The sequence below is a fragment of the Leptolyngbya sp. UWPOB_LEPTO1 genome, from assembly GCF_017302695.1.
In the GTDB taxonomy this organism is placed as follows: Bacteria; Cyanobacteriota; Cyanobacteriia; order Leptolyngbyales; family Leptolyngbyaceae; genus Leptolyngbya; species Leptolyngbya boryana.
Genome location: NZ_JAFLCJ010000008.1, coordinates 45,857 through 64,722, shown reverse-complemented (window position 1 = coordinate 64,722; position 18,866 = coordinate 45,857). Strand labels below are relative to the sequence as shown.

At 47.1% G+C, this 18,866-nt stretch carries 17 protein-coding genes and 1 tRNA gene; 7 read left to right on the top strand and 11 right to left on the bottom strand.

The annotated features are described in order from the left end of the window. Positions 1-32: 32 nt before the first annotated feature. The gene (gene fabG / locus J0L70_RS13875) at positions 33-773 is read right to left on the bottom strand and encodes a 3-oxoacyl-[acyl-carrier-protein] reductase (RefSeq protein WP_287455048.1); all 741 of its coding nucleotides are present in this window, start codon (positions 771-773) and stop codon (positions 33-35) included. Positions 774-997: 224 nt separating this feature from the next. On the opposite strand from fabG, the gene J0L70_RS13870 reads away from it, so the two are divergent. Continuing rightward, positions 998-2,860, top strand: a complete 1,863-nt coding sequence (locus tag J0L70_RS13870) for a hypothetical protein (protein WP_287455047.1) — start codon at positions 998-1,000, stop codon at positions 2,858-2,860. Between the two features lie 116 nt (positions 2,861-2,976). After that, entirely contained in the window at positions 2,977-3,792 is an 816-nt protein-coding gene (locus tag J0L70_RS13865) for an inositol monophosphatase family protein (RefSeq protein ID WP_287455046.1), read from the top strand. 88 nt (positions 3,793-3,880) lie between these two features. Here J0L70_RS13865 and J0L70_RS13860 read toward each other — a convergent pair whose 3' ends face one another. Then, positions 3,881-4,657 (bottom strand): SAM hydrolase/SAM-dependent halogenase family protein, encoded by a 777-nt coding sequence (locus J0L70_RS13860; RefSeq protein WP_287455045.1) that lies wholly within the window; start codon positions 4,655-4,657, stop codon positions 3,881-3,883. Positions 4,658-4,780: 123 nt separating this feature from the next. Here J0L70_RS13860 and pirA point away from each other — a divergent pair, with 123 nt between their 5' ends. Next, entirely contained in the window at positions 4,781-4,933 is a 153-nt protein-coding gene (gene pirA / locus J0L70_RS13855) for an arginine synthesis PII-interacting regulator PirA (protein ID WP_017291378.1), read from the top strand. Positions 4,934-5,184: 251 nt separating this feature from the next. On the opposite strand, the gene J0L70_RS13850 is transcribed toward pirA, so the two are convergent. Both J0L70_RS13850 and moaC read right to left on the bottom strand, forming a co-directional pair. After that, complete coding sequence (locus tag J0L70_RS13850; RefSeq protein WP_154660841.1) at positions 5,185-5,349, bottom strand: hypothetical protein; 165 nt, start codon at positions 5,347-5,349, stop codon at positions 5,185-5,187. 132 nt (positions 5,350-5,481) lie between these two features. Continuing rightward, positions 5,482-5,988 carry a cyclic pyranopterin monophosphate synthase MoaC gene (moaC, locus tag J0L70_RS13845; protein ID WP_017291379.1) on the bottom strand — a complete coding sequence of 169 codons (507 nt, stop codon included), beginning with the start codon at positions 5,986-5,988 and terminating at the stop codon, positions 5,482-5,484. Between the two features lie 38 nt (positions 5,989-6,026). Between moaC and J0L70_RS13840 the strand changes: the two genes are divergently transcribed. Then, positions 6,027-6,100: transfer RNA gene (locus J0L70_RS13840), tRNA-Arg, on the top strand. A gap of 161 nt (positions 6,101-6,261) precedes the next feature. Here J0L70_RS13840 and J0L70_RS13835 read toward each other — a convergent pair. Next, entirely contained in the window at positions 6,262-6,906 is a 645-nt protein-coding gene (locus tag J0L70_RS13835; protein ID WP_017291380.1) for a hypothetical protein, read from the bottom strand. A gap of 604 nt (positions 6,907-7,510) precedes the next feature. On the opposite strand from J0L70_RS13835, the gene J0L70_RS13830 reads away from it, so the two are divergent. Next, on the top strand, positions 7,511-8,584 hold the full coding sequence (locus J0L70_RS13830; protein WP_026149033.1) for a tetratricopeptide repeat protein: 1,074 nt from the start codon (positions 7,511-7,513) through the stop codon (positions 8,582-8,584). Between the two features lie 140 nt (positions 8,585-8,724). Here J0L70_RS13830 and J0L70_RS13825 read toward each other — a convergent pair whose 3' ends face one another. The 5 genes from J0L70_RS13825 to J0L70_RS13805 all read right to left on the bottom strand — a co-directional run bounded on the left by J0L70_RS13825 (position 8,725) and on the right by J0L70_RS13805 (position 16,249). Further along, a complete protein-coding gene (locus tag J0L70_RS13825; protein ID WP_287455044.1) occupies positions 8,725-9,570 on the bottom strand; it encodes a histidine kinase in 846 nt (281 codons plus the stop codon). Between the two features lie 160 nt (positions 9,571-9,730). Beyond that, entirely contained in the window at positions 9,731-10,258 is a 528-nt protein-coding gene (locus J0L70_RS13820) for an outer membrane beta-barrel protein (RefSeq protein WP_017291383.1), read from the bottom strand. A gap of 757 nt (positions 10,259-11,015) precedes the next feature. Further along, positions 11,016-11,957, bottom strand: a complete 942-nt coding sequence (locus J0L70_RS13815) for a GGDEF domain-containing response regulator (protein WP_225885669.1) — start codon at positions 11,955-11,957, stop codon at positions 11,016-11,018. After that, entirely contained in the window at positions 11,954-15,178 is a 3,225-nt protein-coding gene (locus tag J0L70_RS13810) for a PAS domain-containing hybrid sensor histidine kinase/response regulator (protein ID WP_190652536.1), read from the bottom strand. The genes J0L70_RS13815 and J0L70_RS13810 overlap by 4 nt, the downstream gene beginning before the upstream one ends. A 105-nt stretch (positions 15,179-15,283) precedes the next feature. Continuing rightward, positions 15,284-16,249, bottom strand: a complete 966-nt coding sequence (locus J0L70_RS13805; protein WP_268242156.1) for a YegS/Rv2252/BmrU family lipid kinase — start codon at positions 16,247-16,249, stop codon at positions 15,284-15,286. Between the two features lie 113 nt (positions 16,250-16,362). Here J0L70_RS13805 and J0L70_RS13800 point away from each other — a divergent pair, with 113 nt between their 5' ends. Beyond that, the gene (locus tag J0L70_RS13800) at positions 16,363-16,620 is read left to right on the top strand and encodes a CRR7 family NDH-1 assembly protein (protein ID WP_017291387.1); all 258 of its coding nucleotides are present in this window, start codon (positions 16,363-16,365) and stop codon (positions 16,618-16,620) included. A gap of 4 nt (positions 16,621-16,624) precedes the next feature. Here the strand turns inward: J0L70_RS13800 and rpaA are convergent, their stop codons facing one another. Then, a complete protein-coding gene (gene rpaA / locus J0L70_RS13795) occupies positions 16,625-17,362 on the bottom strand; it encodes a two component system response regulator RpaA (protein WP_268242155.1) in 738 nt (245 codons plus the stop codon). Between the two features lie 293 nt (positions 17,363-17,655). Between rpaA and J0L70_RS13790 the strand changes: the two genes are divergently transcribed. Continuing rightward, positions 17,656-18,831, top strand: coding sequence for a glycosyltransferase family 2 protein (locus J0L70_RS13790; protein WP_287455041.1), 1,176 nt, complete (start codon positions 17,656-17,658; stop codon positions 18,829-18,831). The last annotated feature ends 35 nt before the right edge of the window (positions 18,832-18,866 follow it).

The window sequence follows — 18,866 nt, the reverse complement described above, 5'->3', positions numbered from 1 at the left end:
TTGCGATTCGTGAGCGAGGTTTTTGCATTCAACTAAGCCATCACCATTCCACCATCGACATTCATGACTTGTCCGGTGATATAGGCAGCCGCGGGAGACGCTGCCAAAAAGCGAATCAGTCCTGCCACTTCTTCGGGTTTGCCATACCGATTGAGCGGGATGAATTTGAGAATTTCATCTGCTTTGAGATCATGCGTCATATCGGTCTCAATAAATCCAGGGGCAACTGCATTGACAGTAATTCCGCGACTTGCCAACTCTTTCGCAACAGTTTTCGTAAATCCAATGACACCCGCTTTGGCTGCACTGTAATTGGCTTGACCTGGGTTGCCCATTTGCCCAGCGACAGAAGTAATATTCACAATTCTGCCGCTCCGCTGCTTCAGCATAATTTTGCTCACGGCTCTCGTGCAGAGAAATACGCCCGTCAAATTCAAATCGATGACGGCTTGCCACTCTTCAGGCTTCATTCTTAGCAGCAACGTGTCGCGTGTAATGCCTGCATTATTCACTAAGACATCAATTCTGCCGTATTTCTCCATGGTGAAATTGATTAAGGCATCGACTTGATCTGCCTTTGACACGTCAGCTTGCAGCGCGATCGCACTTCCGCCGTTTCCAACAATTTCTGCTACTACTGCATCTGCTGCACCACTAGAACTCGCGTAATTCACAACGACTGTTGCGCCTTCTTCTGCCAATGCCAATGCGGTCGCCCGTCCGATTCCTCGTGATGCGCCCGTGACGATCGCGACTTTTCCTTGCAGTTCCATGAGGTCTAATCCGATGTAAATATGCGAATCTGATCATATCGAGAAGCGGGAATCGCAGATCAGTGAATCTGCCAGGACTGATCCCGGATAGCTTGAAAATTTGGTGAAAAGATGATTAACTCGCAGAAGCTAGATGGTCTTTTCCCCTCATTGAGGAGTAGGATGGCTTCTATTGCGATCTCTCAATTTGTATCGATCGCTCTCTTGCAGTTTTACACTCACCTATGACCAGAGAACGCGGCATTCCTAATCGTCGGAACCGTAAGTCATCGCCGTCTCACCGAAGCGTGGCAGCTTCTTCGCGATCGACCCAAGCGGTTCAAGAACTCCCTTCCCCGAAAGAGTCTCCGACTAAGTTGGCTGCTGTGCTCGATCGCCTCAATCAAGCGCGAACCTGGCTGTTCAGTGATTGGCGGGCAATGATCGCATTGTCACTCGCAATCACAGGGGGCACAACTGCGCTCTCGCTCGCATTTTTGTTCAAGCTTCCTGCCGTTCCCAATTGTCCTTCAATTTTCTGGCCGCTCGCTTCAGCTTCTCTAAGACTCCATTGTGCTCAGCTCGCAGCAAATAAGCGGACTCCAAATGATTTATTAGAAGCGATCGAGCTTGTCAAAAATCTTCCCTCCGATCATCCGCTTTATGCAGAAGCGACTCGGTTGATTGAAGCTTGGGCACAAGAGATTTTGGACTTGAGTGAAGAGTCATTCCAAGCTGGAAAACTCGATGCTGCCATTAAAACAGCAAGAAGGGTTCCAAGAGTTGGGACTGCTCATACTCAAGTCGAAGAGCGAATTAAAAAATGGCAGAGTATTTGGTCATCTGCCGAAACCCTTTACCGCAAAGCTGAAGAGGCGCTACGGCAGCAAAATTGGCGGTTAGCAATGACAGAAGCAGGACGGTTATTGTCGATCGACAATACCTTCTGGCAAACTACAAAATACCAAGAGATTAGCGGCATCATTGCTGCAACCCGCGACGACATCAGCAAGATTACGAAAGCAAAAAGTTTGATCGAGTCCGGCGGGATACAGAATTTTCAAGAAGCAATCAAACTGCTGGCTAGCATCAACAATAAGAGCTATGTCTACCAAGGTGCGCAGGAAACCCTGGTCGATGCTGGGAAGAAGATGTTGGCGTTAGCTGATGCAGCACTCGATCGTAGAGACACAACGGCTGCATTAGACATTATTCGGCAGATTCCAGAAGCTGCAAATTTGAAGCAAGAGATCGAAGACTACGAAACATTAGCAAGTGCGATCAATCGAATCGGCAATGGGTTGCCCGAAGACTATGATGCCGCGACCGCCCAAGCGCAGAAAATTGGTGCAGATCGTCCGACTTTTGGAAAAGCGCAGCGGTTAATTGCGCGTTGGCAAGCAGAAAAAGGAGATATGGCGCAATTGAATCGAGCACAGCAGCTTGCGCAATCCAACCGACCTGAAGATTTGCAAGCGGCGATTGACGCTGCATCTCAGGTTTCTAGTTCTAATCCGAAGTCTCGGGAAGCTCGCCAGTTGATTCAGCGAGTCACCAGTGAAATGCAGAATCAAGAGGATCGTCCACTCATTCAGCAAGCAGAGCAAATTGCGAGTCGAGGCGATGCAGGATCGTTGCAACAAGCGATCTATTTGCTGGGTCGCATTTCTTCCCGGCGATCGCTCGGTGCAGAAGCAGCCGATAAACGCGGTCAGTATGCTCAGCAACTTCAAGCCATTCGCGATCGCGAACAGGCGTTGGCTCAACCTGTGTCTAGTCCTGTCCCTGATTCAGCAACTCCGCTACAGGGTGGGGATGCTGTACTCACGTTGCAGAAAGCAAGAGCGGCGGCGAATGGTGGTACGGTTGATTCGGTCACAGAAGGAATTCAGATTGCAGATACTGTACCCATAGCTAGCCCACTCCGCCCAGAAGCTCAGACGTTGATGAATGATCTGAGTCAGCAATTGCTGCAAACGGCAATGTCACAAGCGAGTGTAGATCCGGCGGGCGCGATCGCGATCGCTCAAAGAATTCCACTCGGCACGAATGCTTACGACCAGGCACAGTCGTTGATTCCTTTATGGCAACGCAGCTTAAGAAGATAGCCTGTTCTAAGATGTGAGAGTCTGACTTTGCAGGATGAAAAGATCAGGAGCATTTTGCAGGATGATGGAAGAATACTCCCTGCTCTCTATCTCCCGCACTGCTTTGGGATTTCGATATGTCTGAATTTTGGAATACGGTTCTCTCTTTTGCTCAGCAAATCACCACAGAAGTTGGTGCACAATTGCTCAAGGATTTTGGACAAGCTCAGGTAGCCGAAAAAGCCGATGGCAGTTTGGTGACACAATCGGATCAATGGGCGGATGAGCGGATTCGGAGCGCGATCGCTCAAGCTTTTCCTGATCACGGGGTTTTGAGCGAAGAAGTCGAGCATATTTTTCCCGATCGAGAATGGTGCTGGATTATTGATCCAGTCGATGGCACAACGAATTTTGCACGAGGGTTGCCGCTGTGGGGAATCTCGATCGGATTGCTTTATCAGGGCACTCCGGTTTTTGGATTGGTACATTTGCCCCCATTGGGGCAGTCTTTTTATGGATATTGGCAGGGTGAATCAGGGCTAGAGATGCCGTCGGGGGCTTTTCTCAATGGCAAACCGATTCGATCGAGCCAAGAAGCTTTAACGAAAAATCACTTTTTTAATCTCTGTGCAAGAAGTACTTCGGTTTTGCAGCAGCCGTTTCCTGCGAAAATTCGGATGTTGGGAGTAGCGACTTACAATTTGCTGACCGTTGCGGCGGGGTCAACAATGGGCGGAGTTGAGGCGACTCCAAAAATTTGGGATATTGCAGCAGTTTGGGCGATCGTGCAAGCATCAGGAGCCGTTTGGTATTCGCTAGAGTTAACCCCGATTTTTCCGTTAGAGGTTGGGAAAGATTATGGAGCACGATCATATCCCACGTTAGTCGTGAGTCGCAAAGAGTTGATCGAGGTTTTTGAGCCGTTGGTTCGGGCGATCGGTAAATTTAAATAGCGGTGATTTGAACAATCTACAAGCCTTCAACGCTTCATGGTTCTTTCAATGATTGGATGGTGAACTCAGAAGTCTTAAAGTTTTCGGACTAATTTGACTGAATAACAGTCACGATCGACGTTCCAATCCCCAATTTCAAATAGCTCTGAGCATTGCCATGATTCATCGCAATTTCAACCCAACCGTGACTTCCAATCAGTCCGATGATCTCGCCAACTTTCGCATCAGCATAGGTTGTATGACCTGCATAAATCGATTGATGAATCTGGACTGACCAAGAGCAATTGAAAAACCTTTCCCCCGGAATATTGGTGATCAAATTGCCGAAATGATCGATCGCCTGAATTACTCCTTGAATGCCATTCTCGGTTGCGATCGCATCAGGAATTGGCAATTTGATGATCGAATTCAAATCAATTTCATCCCCTAACTCTTTCAAGGGAACGCCACTTGCAAGGTGTGCTCCAACCGGGGCAAAGATATCGCGCCCGTGGAATGTTGCGCTGGGAGTTTGCGATCGCCAATATTTTCGATTCGTTAACTCGACCGCTGCCACTGCATGTTCTAAGATGCCGCTCACCAAACCATTATCTGGCGCAACCACAAATCCAGCTTTCAGCTGCACTGCGATCGCTCTGCGCGAACTGCCTACGCTTGGATCAACCACGACAACATGAACTGTCCCGTCCGGAAAATACGGATAGGCAGTCATAAGTTGAAAACGGGCAGAAGTAATATCTTGCGGAGGAATTTGATGCGTAAGGTCAATAGTTTGCAGCCTTGGATTAATTTGAGCGATCATACCTTTCATCACTCCGACATAAGCATCACTTAATCCAAAGTCTGTCATCAGGGTAACAATCATCTGTTTTGTCAAAAAACTACATCTCAAGTATGAATTTTTAGTAGCATAAGCTACCGTTTTAATTTGCCAATGCTAATATCAAATCATGGTGATAAGAAAAACTAACCTCTAGGAACCCTACATATGAATAGAAATCGTCTTCACGCAGCCGAAGTTACCCGCGTTCACCGCGAAAACTTACAACGAAATCTACAACGCCGCATGGAAGCAGCAAGAGCACGTGGCGATCAAGCTCTGCTGCGGATGTTGGAAGCAGAAGCAAGTTATCTGAGATAAAGTGTCTCCCTCATCTCTCATTGTAGGATCTCAAATATGCGCGGCTAAGCCGCGCTTTTTTAATGGTGAATTTTGGATTGAGGAAGGACGGCTTCAGCAATCGTCCTGTCCCTATCAATTCTGCAATCCAAAATCCACCTTAATATAAGAGAACTCAATTCAACTGATCGTGAGATCTGGGCTTGGGTTTTGCTGAACTCGCAGAAATTTTAGAATTGCACGCTGAGCAGAGCCGCAACCTGGCTGATGATTCATCTCGGACGACGCGTGCCGAAGTCGAGCGTAAACCATACAGAGTCAAGCAGTGAGATGTATTCATCTGCCGATAAATGTCCGGAGTGGCAACACGCCTCTAAAGCTTGTGCGATCGCATTAAAGAGCGATTCAGTCAGTTCTAATTCGTTCGGTTCATTCATTGCGGGAATACCACCTTGGATTTGCCAATGGAAAAATGAGGGGGCGATGTCAAGGGAGCATTTCCTGAGTATAAGCAATTTCACGGGGAACGCCTTCAAATAGTTCCCGCTTTACAAAAAATTTAAGAGGAATTACGGGTTTGGTGATTGCTGATAATCTCCCGATTTTCCTCCCGTTTTGCTCAGCAAGCAAATTTGTTCGATCGTAATGGATTTCTCGAGCGCTTTCGCCATGTCATAGAGCGTCAAAGCCGCAATAGAGGCTGCTGTCAAAGCCTCCATTTCAACGCCCGTCTCTGCTTTGATTTTCACAGTGGCTTGAATCTCAAATCCGGGAAGTTCGGGCACGGCAATAATATTGACTTCGACTTTTTGAATCGGGAGTGGGTGACACAGTGGAATTAAATTGGATGTTTGCTTCGCTGCCATGATTCCGGCGATTCGGGCTGTGCTTAGAACATCCCCTTTCGGACTATTACCCGACTCGATCGCCAGTAAAGTTTCGGGCTTCATCCGCACCCGCGCGATCGCTGTTGCTTGTCTTATCGTTGCAGATTTAGCTGATACATCAACCATCTGCGCTTGTCCTTGAGCATCAAGATGAGAAAGTGTTGAGGAATTTTCAGAATTTTTTGTCATTTGGAGCAGATTGTTGTATATTGAATAAGTGCTGACAAGGGCTTGTAGCTCAGTGGACTAGAGCACGTGGCTACGGACCACGGTGTCGGGGGTTCGAATCCCTCCTAGCCCGTTTAATATTTTAGGGGTGTTGATGAGACACCCCTTCAATGTTTTAAAGGCAATTTTCCTGTTCCACACTATTCTATTTTCTGACTTGTACTTTTTATCCAAAATCCAAAATAAAAACCCCTAACTGCTGTGAGGGGTTTTCAACGATCGCTGTTGCGACAATTACTGCGCGACACGACCTGGTTCAACATAAGCAGCCCGCGGTCTGCGAGTGCCGGTTGCTGCGCCTGCAAGAGATGCCGCTAAGCCCAAAAGTGAACCAATCACAAATGACCAACCTGCGGTTGCAGTCGTACCTGCGATGTTTCGGGCATCTTGAGCGCTGATATTGGGCGCTGCATTTGGATCGACATTCGGCACTCCAGTTTGAGGCAAAGCCGCCCCTGCAACATTTGCCGCTGTTGTAGCTGCTAAGCCAAACGCGCCTGATACACCACTCGCTAAAAGAAAAGCACTCAACGCTAGGGTCGTTGCCCAAAGAATTGCCCCATTCAGCAAAGCTGTACTTCGGGTCATCGGACCGCAAGCCCGTGCCATAATCCAGCTTCCAATAAACAGAGAAATCAGTAAGCTAATCGTTGCCCAGATGCCAACTGCTGTACCGACTCCACCTGCGTCAGAGCGGGGTGCGCCCGAATTTGCGATCGAGGTTGCCCCAATTGCTGCACCCAGTGCACTCAAAATCAACTGCGAAACCAGCGCGACAAATAAGCCAGCGAGAATCGGACCCCAACGAACCCGATCATGATAATCAGCTGCTACAGGAATGACAGCCGCTTCAGTTACAGGACGATTAGTATATGCCATTGTAAATTTGCTCCTCGAACAAAATAGTCATTTGCAAAGAAATTACGCTTGCCTAAGACTATATGGGCTGCTCAATGGAAATCACTCTATCGAGAGTGAGATGACCTTGATCCATCATTAGAAAGAAATTCTGCGGGATCAGCAAATTTTTACGGTAGTCCACACTGCAGTGATCAGAAAAAAAACGCCAGATTGAACAAGATTAATCGTCTCAGTATTCATCTCGATACCCTATTACAGCAGGTGTAGCTAGAGTTTTGCCTACTGCTGAAGTTCTACCTGTCTAGGGTGGATGTTCTTGTGCAAATCTGCATTTGTAGCTTGTAGTCCTTTTCCTATCAGTCTTTGAATACCATCAAGAGGGTGTTTCACGCATTTATCGCGTACCCGATGTCAGCTGTGACAATCGCAAGGTATGATCCGATCACTAGATTTCTAAGCACATCTGGTGTAGGTAAGATCATAGAATTTATCCAGGTGAAGACTGTCCTTTGATAGAAGTGCTCGCAAATAATTGCAATGTTTCATCGAACATCTGAACACGCTAGTTTCTGATCGACTTGACGTTCCTCGTAATTGTTTTATAGATTCTCGTATGCTCACAATGACTCGAATTCGTCGATCAATATTGCCACTGACTGTCTTGCTTTGGGCAGGATTGATGCCTTCGTTGGCGTTTGCCCAGTCTCAAGATACTGAACTCGATAAGCTCCTCGAACAAGGGCGAGAGTTAGTCGATCAAAAGAAGTGGACTGAGGCGATCGATGCCTTTCAGCGAGCTTCGTCGATCGATAATCGTAATGCTCGAATCTTTTCTGGCATGGGTTACATTTACGCTCAGCAAGGAAAGTTTCAGGAAGCCGCAGATGCTTATCAGCAGGCAATTACGCTAGAACCTGCAAATGCAGATTTTGTTTATGCATTGGGATTTAGCCTGGCGAATTTGGGCAATGATAGTGCGGCGGCAACTGCTTATCGTCGGGCGACAGAATTAGACGCTCGCAATGTCAACGCGTTTTTGGGTTTGGGAACGGTACTCGCACGTCAGGGGAATTTGTCGCAAGCTTTGGCAGCCTATCAGCAGGCTATAAGGCTCAATAGTCGAAATGTAGATGCACAAGAATCAATGGGGCTAATCCAGATTCAACAAGGGCAGATTGATCAAGGAATCGCTACACTTCAAAGGGCAGCTCAGCTTGACCCAAGACGAACCAGTACTCAAATTGGTATAGGGATTGCTTTGTTAAGTAAGGGAGATTCGACGGCTGCTTTGACTGCATTCAATCGGGCAGTCAGATTAGATCCGAATAATTCAAAGCTGCATCTTCAAATCGGCAAGATTCTTCGGGAAGTCGGGAATAATGCAGCAGCTTTAGCCGCGTTTCAGCGATCGGTCAATTTGGATCCAAATTCTGTTGAAGCACAATTTGCTCTAGCAGAAACAGCTTTAGAACAGAAAGAAACGATGCGGTCGATTATGGTATTTCGAGAAGTCATCAAGCTAGATCCAAATAATGCCAGTGCCTATTTCCAGTTAGGCACTGCGTTGAAGGCGCGTGATTTTCCAAGAGACGCGATCGAGGCATTTGAACGCGCTAAAACACTGTTTGAGGAGCAGGGCAAAGCAGAAGATGCGAAACGTGCAGAAGATGCAATCGAGCAAACAAGACGATCTTAAATGAATGCACGATCGGGCTGCTCGATCGTGCTGGATCAATCACAGCAAGCAACCGGAAGAATGCGTCTCGGCTCCGCTCAACCTATAACTCTAAGAGCGTCGCGGATTGAGTAAAGCCGAAACTAAATCTCACAACGGTTCTAACGAATTTTACTGTCCTCGATTTCGATTTGAGTCGGGGGCAATTTTGGTTCTGAAGATTTGGGGGCTTTGCGAGATTCACTCGCATCCTTCACCATATCCGTTGCCTGTTTCAGAAGATCTTTCAGCAACTGCTTGACTTGCCGTTCCTTCTGAGCCAAAGCTATTCCTGCCTCTCCCATTTTTTGGTCTAGCTGAGCCATCTTCTGATCAGCTTGAGTCTTTGCAGCTTCAGCTTGCGGGCGTGCTTTGTCGTACCACTCTCTCGCTTCATCGAGATGAGCTTGTGCCCGATCGTGATAATCTTCTGTCCGCGCTGCCAGGTTTGCTCTGAGAATTGCCAATTGCGCTTGAACCTGAGCATATCGTCTCTTCAACAAAGTCGCTTCCTCGCTATTGCGAATCGATTCAATGGTTTGTTCAATCTGCTCTCGAACTTCGGCTGACATATCTTTCGCTGCGTCTTTCAGTCCATGCATTCCCGCTTCTACTTCTTGCTCAAGTTCCTCTTCTTGCTCGGATAATTGCGATTGTAATTGCTTCACTTGAGCTTCGGTTTCTGCAATTTGCTGCTGCCGAGTGCGACTAATCCCTTCAATCACGCCTTCAACAGATGCAGTAATGTCTTCTTTGACTTGAGTTCCGCTTTCTTGCAGGCTGCTTGCAGCACTGGAGAAGGCGTCTTTCACCAGCGATCGAATATCTCCTGTACCGGATTTCAGTTCTGACATGACCTGAGCGATCGCGTTGCGCATGATTTCCCGAATCCGATCAGCACGCAGTTGTCCAACTTCTTTGGCTTGTTGCAAATCTGTTGAAATTTTTCCTTTGGCAGAATTAGTCATACCATCCTCTAATTAAAAACTTTTTCAAATCTCTGTCTTTATATTGACGAAGCAGTTTTAAAACACCCTCTTTCTTAGGGCTAATAAAAAAGCCCCTAGCATTGCTAGGAGCTAATTTTTAGATCAGAGAGACAAACAGATTGAGATTGCAGAATTGCAATTAGAATCTAATCCCAACGCCACCCTGTAAGCTCAATGAACCAGCGCCACTTCCTTGATAAGCATTGATGCCATATTTTGCATCACTGTAGACAACTACGCCTCTCGTAACTTCCGATTCAACACCTACAGAAAGAACGGCTGCATCTTTGTTCCCCATTTGAGAAGCTTGACCATCTTTCTGAACGAAACCGTAGCCTGCGCCAGCATAAACGTTTGTGTTTTTAGCAACAGGAAGGTCGTAAGTTAAGGAAGGAATGATCACACTGTTGTTGCCATTAAACAAGACAGAGCCGCGAACAGAAACAGGAGCATTCGGAACTGCAAATCGTCCTTGAATATTACCTCCGAATGTGGCTGCATCATTATCACGTCCACCATTGGTAATACCTGCTGCAACCCCTGCACCAACGTAGCTACCATCGAAGCGAACAGGCTGAGCAGAAGCAGCACCAGCAACAAACAAAGGCGAGAGAACGAGTGCGGAAAGGGCAGAGAGAGTTGCAACCGACTTAAGAGAGAGTTTCATGACTATATCCTAGAGTAACTGAAGATTTGATTGAGAGCTTTTTTCTCAGATTTCTTACTTTAATAGTCGTAAGAAAGAGTGTTTTTGTTCCTAGAAACTCAGCAACTTTTTGTCTTTATTTACAAGCGGTTGATTTGCTGATTTGTCTTTAGAGGAACGGTGAGTTATCGTGTACAAACCGTATCGATTTCTCATATCTAATTTGTATCGTTAGGGCGCTTAGATTATCTAGAATAATGGTCTGTTCTTCAACTGTCACATAATAGAATATGACAATTTTTAAGGAACAAAAAAAATAGGAATGCTGTCAGGTTTTTAACTGAATAAAGCATTCCTATTAGAAGTTATAGGCGTAAATATTTAGCGTTGAAGTTCGGTTATCCTCATACATAAGTTGTACGTTTGAAGAAGATTCCTAACCTTAAAGGCTGAAGATAACTACGCTCATCACTCGGGTGATTTCGGAAAGTTGTAGTAGTCTTTTTTCATGAATGCTCTGTCTGCTGCTAAGAAGAACACTCAGATTGATTGCATTGGTATACTTTTCGAGCGAGACTTTCACAGATGTATTGCTTTCAATCAGTTCAGCTCTAACTGCACCAAGTTCCCTAATTTGAACGATGGAGCGAAGTCGAGCCGAACAAGACGCAGATTTTTAGAAAATGCGCACATGCTTCCACAGCTGTATTGAGATAAATTTCACCCTAATACAGCTTCAGACCGGCCTAACTCTGAATTTGTTCCGATTGATTCCGCTCTAGCTCAGACACGTGCAATAGCGATCGCGTCCTTCCGCCTTTGCTTGATACAACGCTTTATCTGCTGCATTGATCAACAACTCTGGAGACGTAATCACACTCGGAATCGTGTTGGATACTCCTAGGCTCACTGTCACCGTGTCGCAGACCTTGGAAGCCGTGTGAGAAATTTGCAAATTCTTCACCCCGGTCTGAATATCCTGTGCAACTAAAATTGCGCCTTCTTGATCCGTATTAGGCAAAATGACGGCAAATTCTTCACCCCCGTATCTGGCAGGTAAATCGATCGCTCTTTTTGCCGCATTCTGAATGACCTGTGCGACTTGGCGTAAGCAATCATCGCCCGCTTGATGCCCATACGTATCGTTATAGAGCTTAAAGCAATCGATATCGCACAAAATCAACGACAACGGCAACTGTTCGCGCAACATTCGCTGCCATTCTTGCTGCAAATACTCGTCAAATCTGCGGCGATTTGCGACCTGAGTCAGGCTATCGATCGCGGCTAATCGTTGCAGTTCATGATTCGCCGTCTCAAGCTGTTGATAAAGGCGAACTTGCTGAATCAATCGTTTCACGCGCTGCCGCAATACTGCCCAGTGAATCGGCTTCGTGATGTAATCAACCGCTCCAACTGAAAAGGCTTTATCCACTGAATCTTGGTCTTCCAGTCCTGTGATCATCAGAACCGGAGTACGACGTATTCCACTCATTTCTTGAATGCGGCGGCAGCAGGTAAAGCCATCGATCGCAGGCATAATGGCATCGAGCAAGACCACATCCGGGCGAACCCGCTCGAACACACTCAGACAGGTATTGCCATCGTGTGCCTCAATTACTTGATAGCCATCTTGCTCCATCGCTTGACGCACACCGAGCCGCATGGTTTTATCATCATCTGCGACTAAGATTAGCGGGGGATTATGGAAAGAGGGCATCATTTCTGGCATTGCTGAAGTTCCAAATGTAGCGAAGCCTGGACACGATCGTACTCGGCTTCTAATTGGCGGACTCGAAAAGCGACCTGTTCTAGCGTTCCCAGACTCAGGCAGGATTCCAACGTATCGCACTGCTCAACCATTGCCGTTGCTCCAACACGCAGACTGCTCGATCGCAAACGGCGAACCATCTGATGTAGGGTTCGCACATCCGTTGATTGAGTGGCCTGCTGGAGCCGAGCAACCCAAAGTCGGGTATCGCTAAGATACTGATTGATCAAATCAGAAGAGAGAGTCGATCCGGAATCGTGGGTCAAGTCACGAGACAGCAGAACAGCAGGATCAGGGTTTGGATCTGAGGGAGCAATTGAGAGAGAAGATGGCACAGAAGCAGGGGGAGACTCTGTGGAATCGAGATTGCTCCGCTTGAGTACTGATCGTGCAACAGGGATACACTTGCTGAGAACAAATTTTAACGCATCAACCCGGATCGGTTTGCTTAAATAATCATTCATTCCTGCATCTAGACAGAGTTGGCGATCGCCTTCCATCGCATTTGCAGTCATGGCAATGATATAGGGCTGAACTGGAAATGCACCCGATACAATCTTCCGGGTCGCTTCTAAGCCGTCCATTTCCGGCATTTGCACATCCATGAGAATGACATCATAGACTTGACGATCCAGAGCAGATAAGACTTCTAGCCCATTGCCTGCCACGTCTGCGCGATATCCTAATCGGGATAGTAAATGTAAGGCCACTTTCTGGTTGACGACGTTATCTTCTGCCAGCAGGATTCTCAGCGGTTGAGATCGCGGTGTGACCTGCGGAGATTCTTGCGTGAATTCGACATTGGCAATTGGCTCGATCAATTGAGTTGCATTGGAGTCAGCTGCACGTGTGCAAAGCGTGAAGTAAAATGTTGAACCCGGTTGAGATGAATGTTGAGTGGCAACAAAGTTTTGAGGAGGACATCCTCCGATCGCACCTTGGCTTTCGACCCAGATACATCCCCCCATCATTTCACTCAAACGCCGACTAATTGCCAATCCTAAGCCCGTTCCACCATATTGACGACTGGTTGAGGAATCGACTTGGCTGAATGATTTAAAGAGTCGTGTCATCCGCTCCGGTGGAATGCCAATCCCTGTATCCCTGACGGCAAATTGCAATCCCAACGATTGCTCACTAGGAAGTTGAGCACAGTGAACGATTCTAGTCGTCTTGCAGACAGATGCCATGTTACAAGGGGGTGCAAGTGTGACTGAAACGGTAATTTCACCTTGCTGCGTAAATTTAACGGCGTTACTGAGCAGATTGACGAGAATTTGGCGCAGGCGGGTGACATCTCCCACGACCATCTTGGGGACATCGGGTGCAATTTGATAAGTGCAAGTCAAGTTTTTCTCGATCGCTTTAGGACTCAGCAAGTCGATCGATTCGGTGACGCAAGCTTTCAAATCAAAGGGCTGTTGCTCAAAATCGAGTTTGCCAGATTCGATCTTGGAGAAATCAAGAATGTCATTGATAATCGTCAGCAGAGAATCGCCACTGTTGCGAATCGTTTCCACAAAATCTCGCTGCTGCTCGGTCAGTTCCATCTCTAGCAGTAAGCCCGTCAAGCCAATGACGGCATTCATCGGAGTCCGAATCTCATGGCTCACCGTTGCTAGAAATTCACTTTTTGCACGGTTTGCGGTCTCGGCAATCTGTTTCGCTTGTTCTAGGGCTAAATTTTGTTTCGTGAGTTGCTCCCGTTGCAGTCGTTCTTGTTTAAGGAGTCGAGATTGTTCGATCGCGATGCCAACTTGGTCGGCAACGGCTTCGAGCAGTTCAATTTCGTCGTCTTTCCAAGCGCGCAATCCTTCACATTGATGTAAGCAAATCAGCCCATTGGGGACATCTTGATAAGAGGTGCGAACGGCAAGCATTGATTTGATGCGGGCGCGCTCACAGAGCGGTAGAGTAGAGCGAAGCAATGGATCGCGTTGCACATCTGGGGAAGAAATTGCCCGATCGCAGTTTAGAACTTTCTGGGTATGAGGATTGCCTTGAATTGGGACTTCAACCTCCTGCATGGAATCGCAGCCTCGCTCCAGATATTGCGCCACCACTGGAATTTTTGGAAAGACTGTATCGAGCTGAGACATGGCAAAGCCGGACGCGATCGCATCTTCTTCACGCTCGATATAGGCATGTAGCAAACAGCGATCGACCCCAAACGTTCTGCCAATCTGAGTCACAGTGGTTTGAAAAATCTCTTGTGTATCGAGGCTTTGGCGGATCTCTTGCGTAATTTGCTTTAATAAATGAGCGCGTTGGATCTGAAGTTGCAGCGCTTCTTCTGTGCGAATACGTTCGGTTACATCAGTTTGAATTCCAATATAGTGAGTCACCTGTCCGTGCTCATTCATAATCGGTGAAATCGATAACTCATTCCAAAACACGGTTCCATCTTTCCGGTAGTTGCGAAGCGTAACCGTACAGTCTTCGTTTTCTTTAAAGGCTTGACGTAACCGCTCGAGCGCATCCTTTTCTGTTGCAGCGCCTTGCAGCAAGCGGCTATTTTTGCCAAGAACATCGACCGCAGCATAGCCTGTCATTCGCTCAAATCCTGGATTGACGTAGATCATCGGATTATCCAACTGAGTTGGGTCGGTAATAATGATCCCGTTACTGCTCGCACTAATCGCGCGTTCTAGAACTTTGAGGCGAATCTCAGTCTGTCTCGTTTCAGTAATATCTCGACAGACGGAAACGACCCCTTTTTCAGTTTGTGTCAGGGAAACTTCTTCAAAGAAAGTACTGCCGTCTTTGCGCTTTGCGATCACCTGTCCGCGCCATTGTCCTGTCTGTTGCAGAATCGGGCGAATTTCCCGCTCAATACGCTGACTTTCTTCGGGGTAGTACAGCGTTTTCCAACTTTTCCCAATCAGTTCTGTCCGACTGTAGCCAAACATTTCTAGATGAGCATCATTGAGATACAGCAATTTTCCGGCATCGCTGAGAATCGCAATTCCATCTAAAGCAGCTTCAACTGCGATCGATTGCCGCCAAAGTGCGGCTTGCAACTCTTGTTCCGAACTTTCGACACGAGACGATCGCCAATAATACCAAAACCCAACGCCATTTGCGATCGCGGCGAAGAAAGCCGCCCCTCCAAAGACCCATTCGAGACTCACCGCCATTTTGCCTGCCAATTCCACAATTCGTAATTCGTACATTTAGCTGACAAAACAGCCAAAATCACGAACATTTTGGTCACGCCTCAACTGAGAACACTGTTCTCAGTTTTTCTTTTTATAGTCTATGGAAAAATTCCTCGATCGTTAATTCTCGGAATCTTTAGGTTCAATGACTAGGTCGGGTAATCCTTCCAATTTTTCTGTTGGAATTTCGGCTTCTGGATCTTGTAAAAACACGGTGAGTCCGGCGGGAACGCATTCCACCTCGATCGGGGTTGTCCCGATCATTTCTCCATCAACTACTACTTTCTGAGGGGGATGGGTTGTAACTTTGAAACGTTTGGATCGGACATAGCCAACATCATCTCGATCGGCTGGATTGCCGCTGAGGGCGGACTGAAGCAGATGATAAGTTGCCGCGATCGCGCTGGTTCGATTGGCGGGAGCCACGATCGTCAAATCCAATAATCCATCATCGATCACTAATCCGGCAGGTCCTTGAGCTAAGACTGAAGTGGCAGGCGCTGCGTTGGCGATCGTCAACGCCGATGCCGTAAAAGAAATTACGCGATCGTCTGTCTCCACTTCCGCTTCAAACTGTTCTAGCGTTTGTAACTTCCGCAGACCCGCTAAAATGTACGCTAAAATTCCGAATCGATTTTTCGCCTCTCGGCTCGCAAGTTGAACGGTTTCTGCCTCAAATCCGATGCCTGCCAGCAAGACCATCGGTAAACGATTACAGAATGCGACATCTACAATCTTGGTTTGCTGTTTCAGGATCGTTTCACAGGCAGCCTCGATTCCAGTTGGAATCCCTAACGCATTTGCAAACGCATTTGCAGTCCCACGGGCAATCACACCGAGAGGAATTCCTGTCCGAATGACGGCTGTCGCTGCGGTCGAAACCGTTCCATCTCCGCCAGATACAAAAAGCGCATCTACGCCTTGTTGCACCGCCTGCTTTGCCAAGTCGTCTGCTCCAATGTCAGGTGTTGTGAAATGGGTTTCAAACTCAAACTTCTGACTCAGAAGCTTTTGAATCAGTGCAAGTTCCTGTTCAGCGTTCCCCTGACCCGCGACGGGATTAAAGATCAAATGTGCCGTTTGCATACAATTCGGGTATAGAGATACTTTCTGGATATCATGGCTACGAAGCCATCTGGTTCTGACCTGCGGGAGATTTAAATGGCAAGATGAGAGAGATCTTCAATCTCCAAAACCTTATGTCTGCGGCATCCATGTACGAAGAAGAACACTTCGTTGTTCTTGAAACCAACCAGCCTGAAGCAATTCTAAGTGCAGCCGAACTGAGCGAAAAACTGCGATCAATTCTCGCAACTCGTCAAGACACTTTGTCCCCAGACCTTCAACAAGCAGGCACAATCGACAACCAGATTCGATATCTATTAGATACGACCTGCGAGTTGGATATGGCGCCGGGCGAGTATTTACAGTGGTATGCGGTGCGGTTGGAGAAATGAGCCGTTATCCAGCCATTTGTACGTCTTCGATCGCAACACTTTCACTCGGCAATTCCAAGCAGTACCCTGCACCATAGACGGTTTTGATATAGCGAGGATGACGGGGATCTGGTTCAAGCTTGGTGCGCAAATGGCGAACGTGAACGCGAATCGTCTCAATATCGTCATCAGGATCATAACCCCAGACTTCTTTGAGAATTTCGCTCGGTGAAACAGTTTGTCCATGCCGCTGAAGTAAGCAATGGAGCAACTCAAATTCTAGATGCGTCAGTTTTACAGTTTTGGCAAACCAGATCGCCTCAAACCGCTCAGGTACGAGGGTCAGGGGTCCATAGCTGAGAATTTCTGAGTGTTTCGCCGCTTGAGGAATGCGATCCGTCCGTCTCAGCAACGCCCGCACCCGCGCCAACATTTCTTCAACTTCAAACGGTTTTGTTAAATAGTCATCTGCGCCAGCGTTAAAGCCTTCCACTTTATTCTGGGTCTGACCCAAGGCAGTCAGCATCAGGACGGGAATGTCAGCCGTTCGTTCATCTCGGCGAATGCGCTGGCAGATGGTGAATCCATCGACTTGAGGCAGCATGAGATCCAGCATGATTAAGTCAGGCTGAATTTGGAGAGCAAGGGCTTGTCCACGAATGCCGTCCGACGCTTGGTTCACATCGTAGCCTGCCATTTCTAGATTGACAGCGACGAGTTCTGCGATCGCAGGATCATCGTCGATTACAAGGATACGCGGCATGATTAAATCTCTTCTAACTAAAGGAGGTTGAATGATCGCGGAAGTCGAGGCTCAAAAATAGTTAAGAACCTTGTTCAGATTATACGCAAGGATCTTAATTCCTTCGATATATAAAGTTAGTCTCATAGAAAAAATAGAGCAAAAAAGACTTTTTTTCAAATCTAAATTCTTTGTGATTTATTTGTAAATAAATGTATCTAACCGTCTCAGGATACTCTGTCTAGTAGAAGCGTGCTGCCGTTGATGCGATAAGGTAAGGAACATTATTTGTCTCTTCTCGGCAGCCATTCATTGTGATAATTCTTGTCTTGGGTTTAGTTGTTTCTATCATTGCGATCATTATTTTTTCTGGCAAGCTTAGCCGCGCCTTAAATAGCGCCCCAAAGATTTCAATTGATCCTGATTCAATTGATTCTTCTTTCTCGGTATCCGTCATCATTCCTGCATATAACGAAGCTGCAAATATCGAGGCTTGTGTCATATCTGTTTTAGAAAGTACAGATTTAGAGATTGAAGTTTGGGTTGTGGATGATCAATCGACGGATGAAACGGCTGCGATCGTTGAACTTCTACAAGGCTCCCGTCTAGATCCCAGATTGAAACTTTTATCGGGAAAATCCCGCCCAGGAGGGAAGATTTGGGTCGGCAAAAATTGGGCCTGTACTCAAGCCGTGCAGCAGGTTCAAAGCGAGTTTCTTTTGTTTATCGATGCGGATGTGCGATTGAAGCCAAAGAGTATTGAAACGGCGATCGCGTATGCTCAACAGGAAAAAATCGATTTGCTTTCGCTTGCCGTTGTGATTCTGTGTCGTCATTGGTCGGAATGGTTAGTGCAGCCGATTGTTGTGCTTTTACTAGGGGTCGGATTTGATTTTGCTCCTGTCAATGATCCGACTTCGGACACCGCGTTTGCGGCAGGACCATTCATGCTATTTCGTCGTAGCGCTTATGACGCTATCGGCGGACATGCAGCCGTGCACGATCAAGTGGTGGAAGATGTCGAATTGAGCCGTCGCATTAAACAACAACATTTCAAACTGTGGTACGGTTTGGGAGCTAATCTGGCTGAAGCGCAGATGTATCAATCTTTTTCGGCTTTGTGGGAAGGTTGGACGAAAAATTGGTTTATGGGGTCAAATCGCAACTATCAAGCCGCCTTGTACTGTGTATTTGTCACATTCATGATTTTTGCGCTGCCTTGGATTGGGATAGTGAGTGGACTGATTGATCTGGCGCTCTCCTCGCTCACGATTTGGAATGCAATCGCGTTGAGCATCAGCGCGATCGGCATTTTTCTGCAATATCGAGTTCGACGCGAGAGCGCGCCCTTTACTACTATCCCACTGCAAAACTGGTGGATGATGGGAGCCGGAGGATTAGTGGTCTGTGCGATCGTCTTGACCTCGATCATTAAAACCGAGACGGGTTGGGGTTGGACTTGGCGAGGCAGACAGTTAGAAAAACTCTAAGAGCGAAAGGTTACTTGTAAACCGCACACCTGAAA

Coding starts and splice junctions, on each gene's coding strand:
- fabG (WP_287455048.1), bottom strand. CDS start 773: ATGGAACTGCAAGGAAAAGTCGCGATCGTCACGGGCGCATCACGAGGA.
- J0L70_RS13870 (WP_287455047.1), top strand. CDS start 998: ATGACCAGAGAACGCGGCATTCCTAATCGTCGGAACCGTAAGTCATCG.
- J0L70_RS13865 (WP_287455046.1), top strand. CDS start 2,977: ATGTCTGAATTTTGGAATACGGTTCTCTCTTTTGCTCAGCAAATCACC.
- J0L70_RS13860 (WP_287455045.1), bottom strand. CDS start 4,657: ATGATTGTTACCCTGATGACAGACTTTGGATTAAGTGATGCTTATGTC.
- pirA (WP_017291378.1), top strand. CDS start 4,781: ATGAATAGAAATCGTCTTCACGCAGCCGAAGTTACCCGCGTTCACCGC.
- J0L70_RS13850 (WP_154660841.1), bottom strand. CDS start 5,349: ATGAATGAACCGAACGAATTAGAACTGACTGAATCGCTCTTTAATGCG.
- moaC (WP_017291379.1), bottom strand. CDS start 5,988: ATGACAAAAAATTCTGAAAATTCCTCAACACTTTCTCATCTTGATGCT.
- J0L70_RS13835 (WP_017291380.1), bottom strand. CDS start 6,906: ATGGCATATACTAATCGTCCTGTAACTGAAGCGGCTGTCATTCCTGTA.
- J0L70_RS13830 (WP_026149033.1), top strand. CDS start 7,511: ATGACTCGAATTCGTCGATCAATATTGCCACTGACTGTCTTGCTTTGG.
- J0L70_RS13825 (WP_287455044.1), bottom strand. CDS start 9,570: ATGACTAATTCTGCCAAAGGAAAAATTTCAACAGATTTGCAACAAGCC.
- J0L70_RS13820 (WP_017291383.1), bottom strand. CDS start 10,258: ATGAAACTCTCTCTTAAGTCGGTTGCAACTCTCTCTGCCCTTTCCGCA.
- J0L70_RS13815 (WP_225885669.1), bottom strand. CDS start 11,957: ATGATGCCCTCTTTCCATAATCCCCCGCTAATCTTAGTCGCAGATGAT.
- J0L70_RS13810 (WP_190652536.1), bottom strand. CDS start 15,178: ATGTACGAATTACGAATTGTGGAATTGGCAGGCAAAATGGCGGTGAGT.
- J0L70_RS13805 (WP_268242156.1), bottom strand. CDS start 16,249: ATGCAAACGGCACATTTGATCTTTAATCCCGTCGCGGGTCAGGGGAAC.
- J0L70_RS13800 (WP_017291387.1), top strand. CDS start 16,363: ATGTCTGCGGCATCCATGTACGAAGAAGAACACTTCGTTGTTCTTGAA.
- rpaA (WP_268242155.1), bottom strand. CDS start 17,362: ATGCCGCGTATCCTTGTAATCGACGATGATCCTGCGATCGCAGAACTC.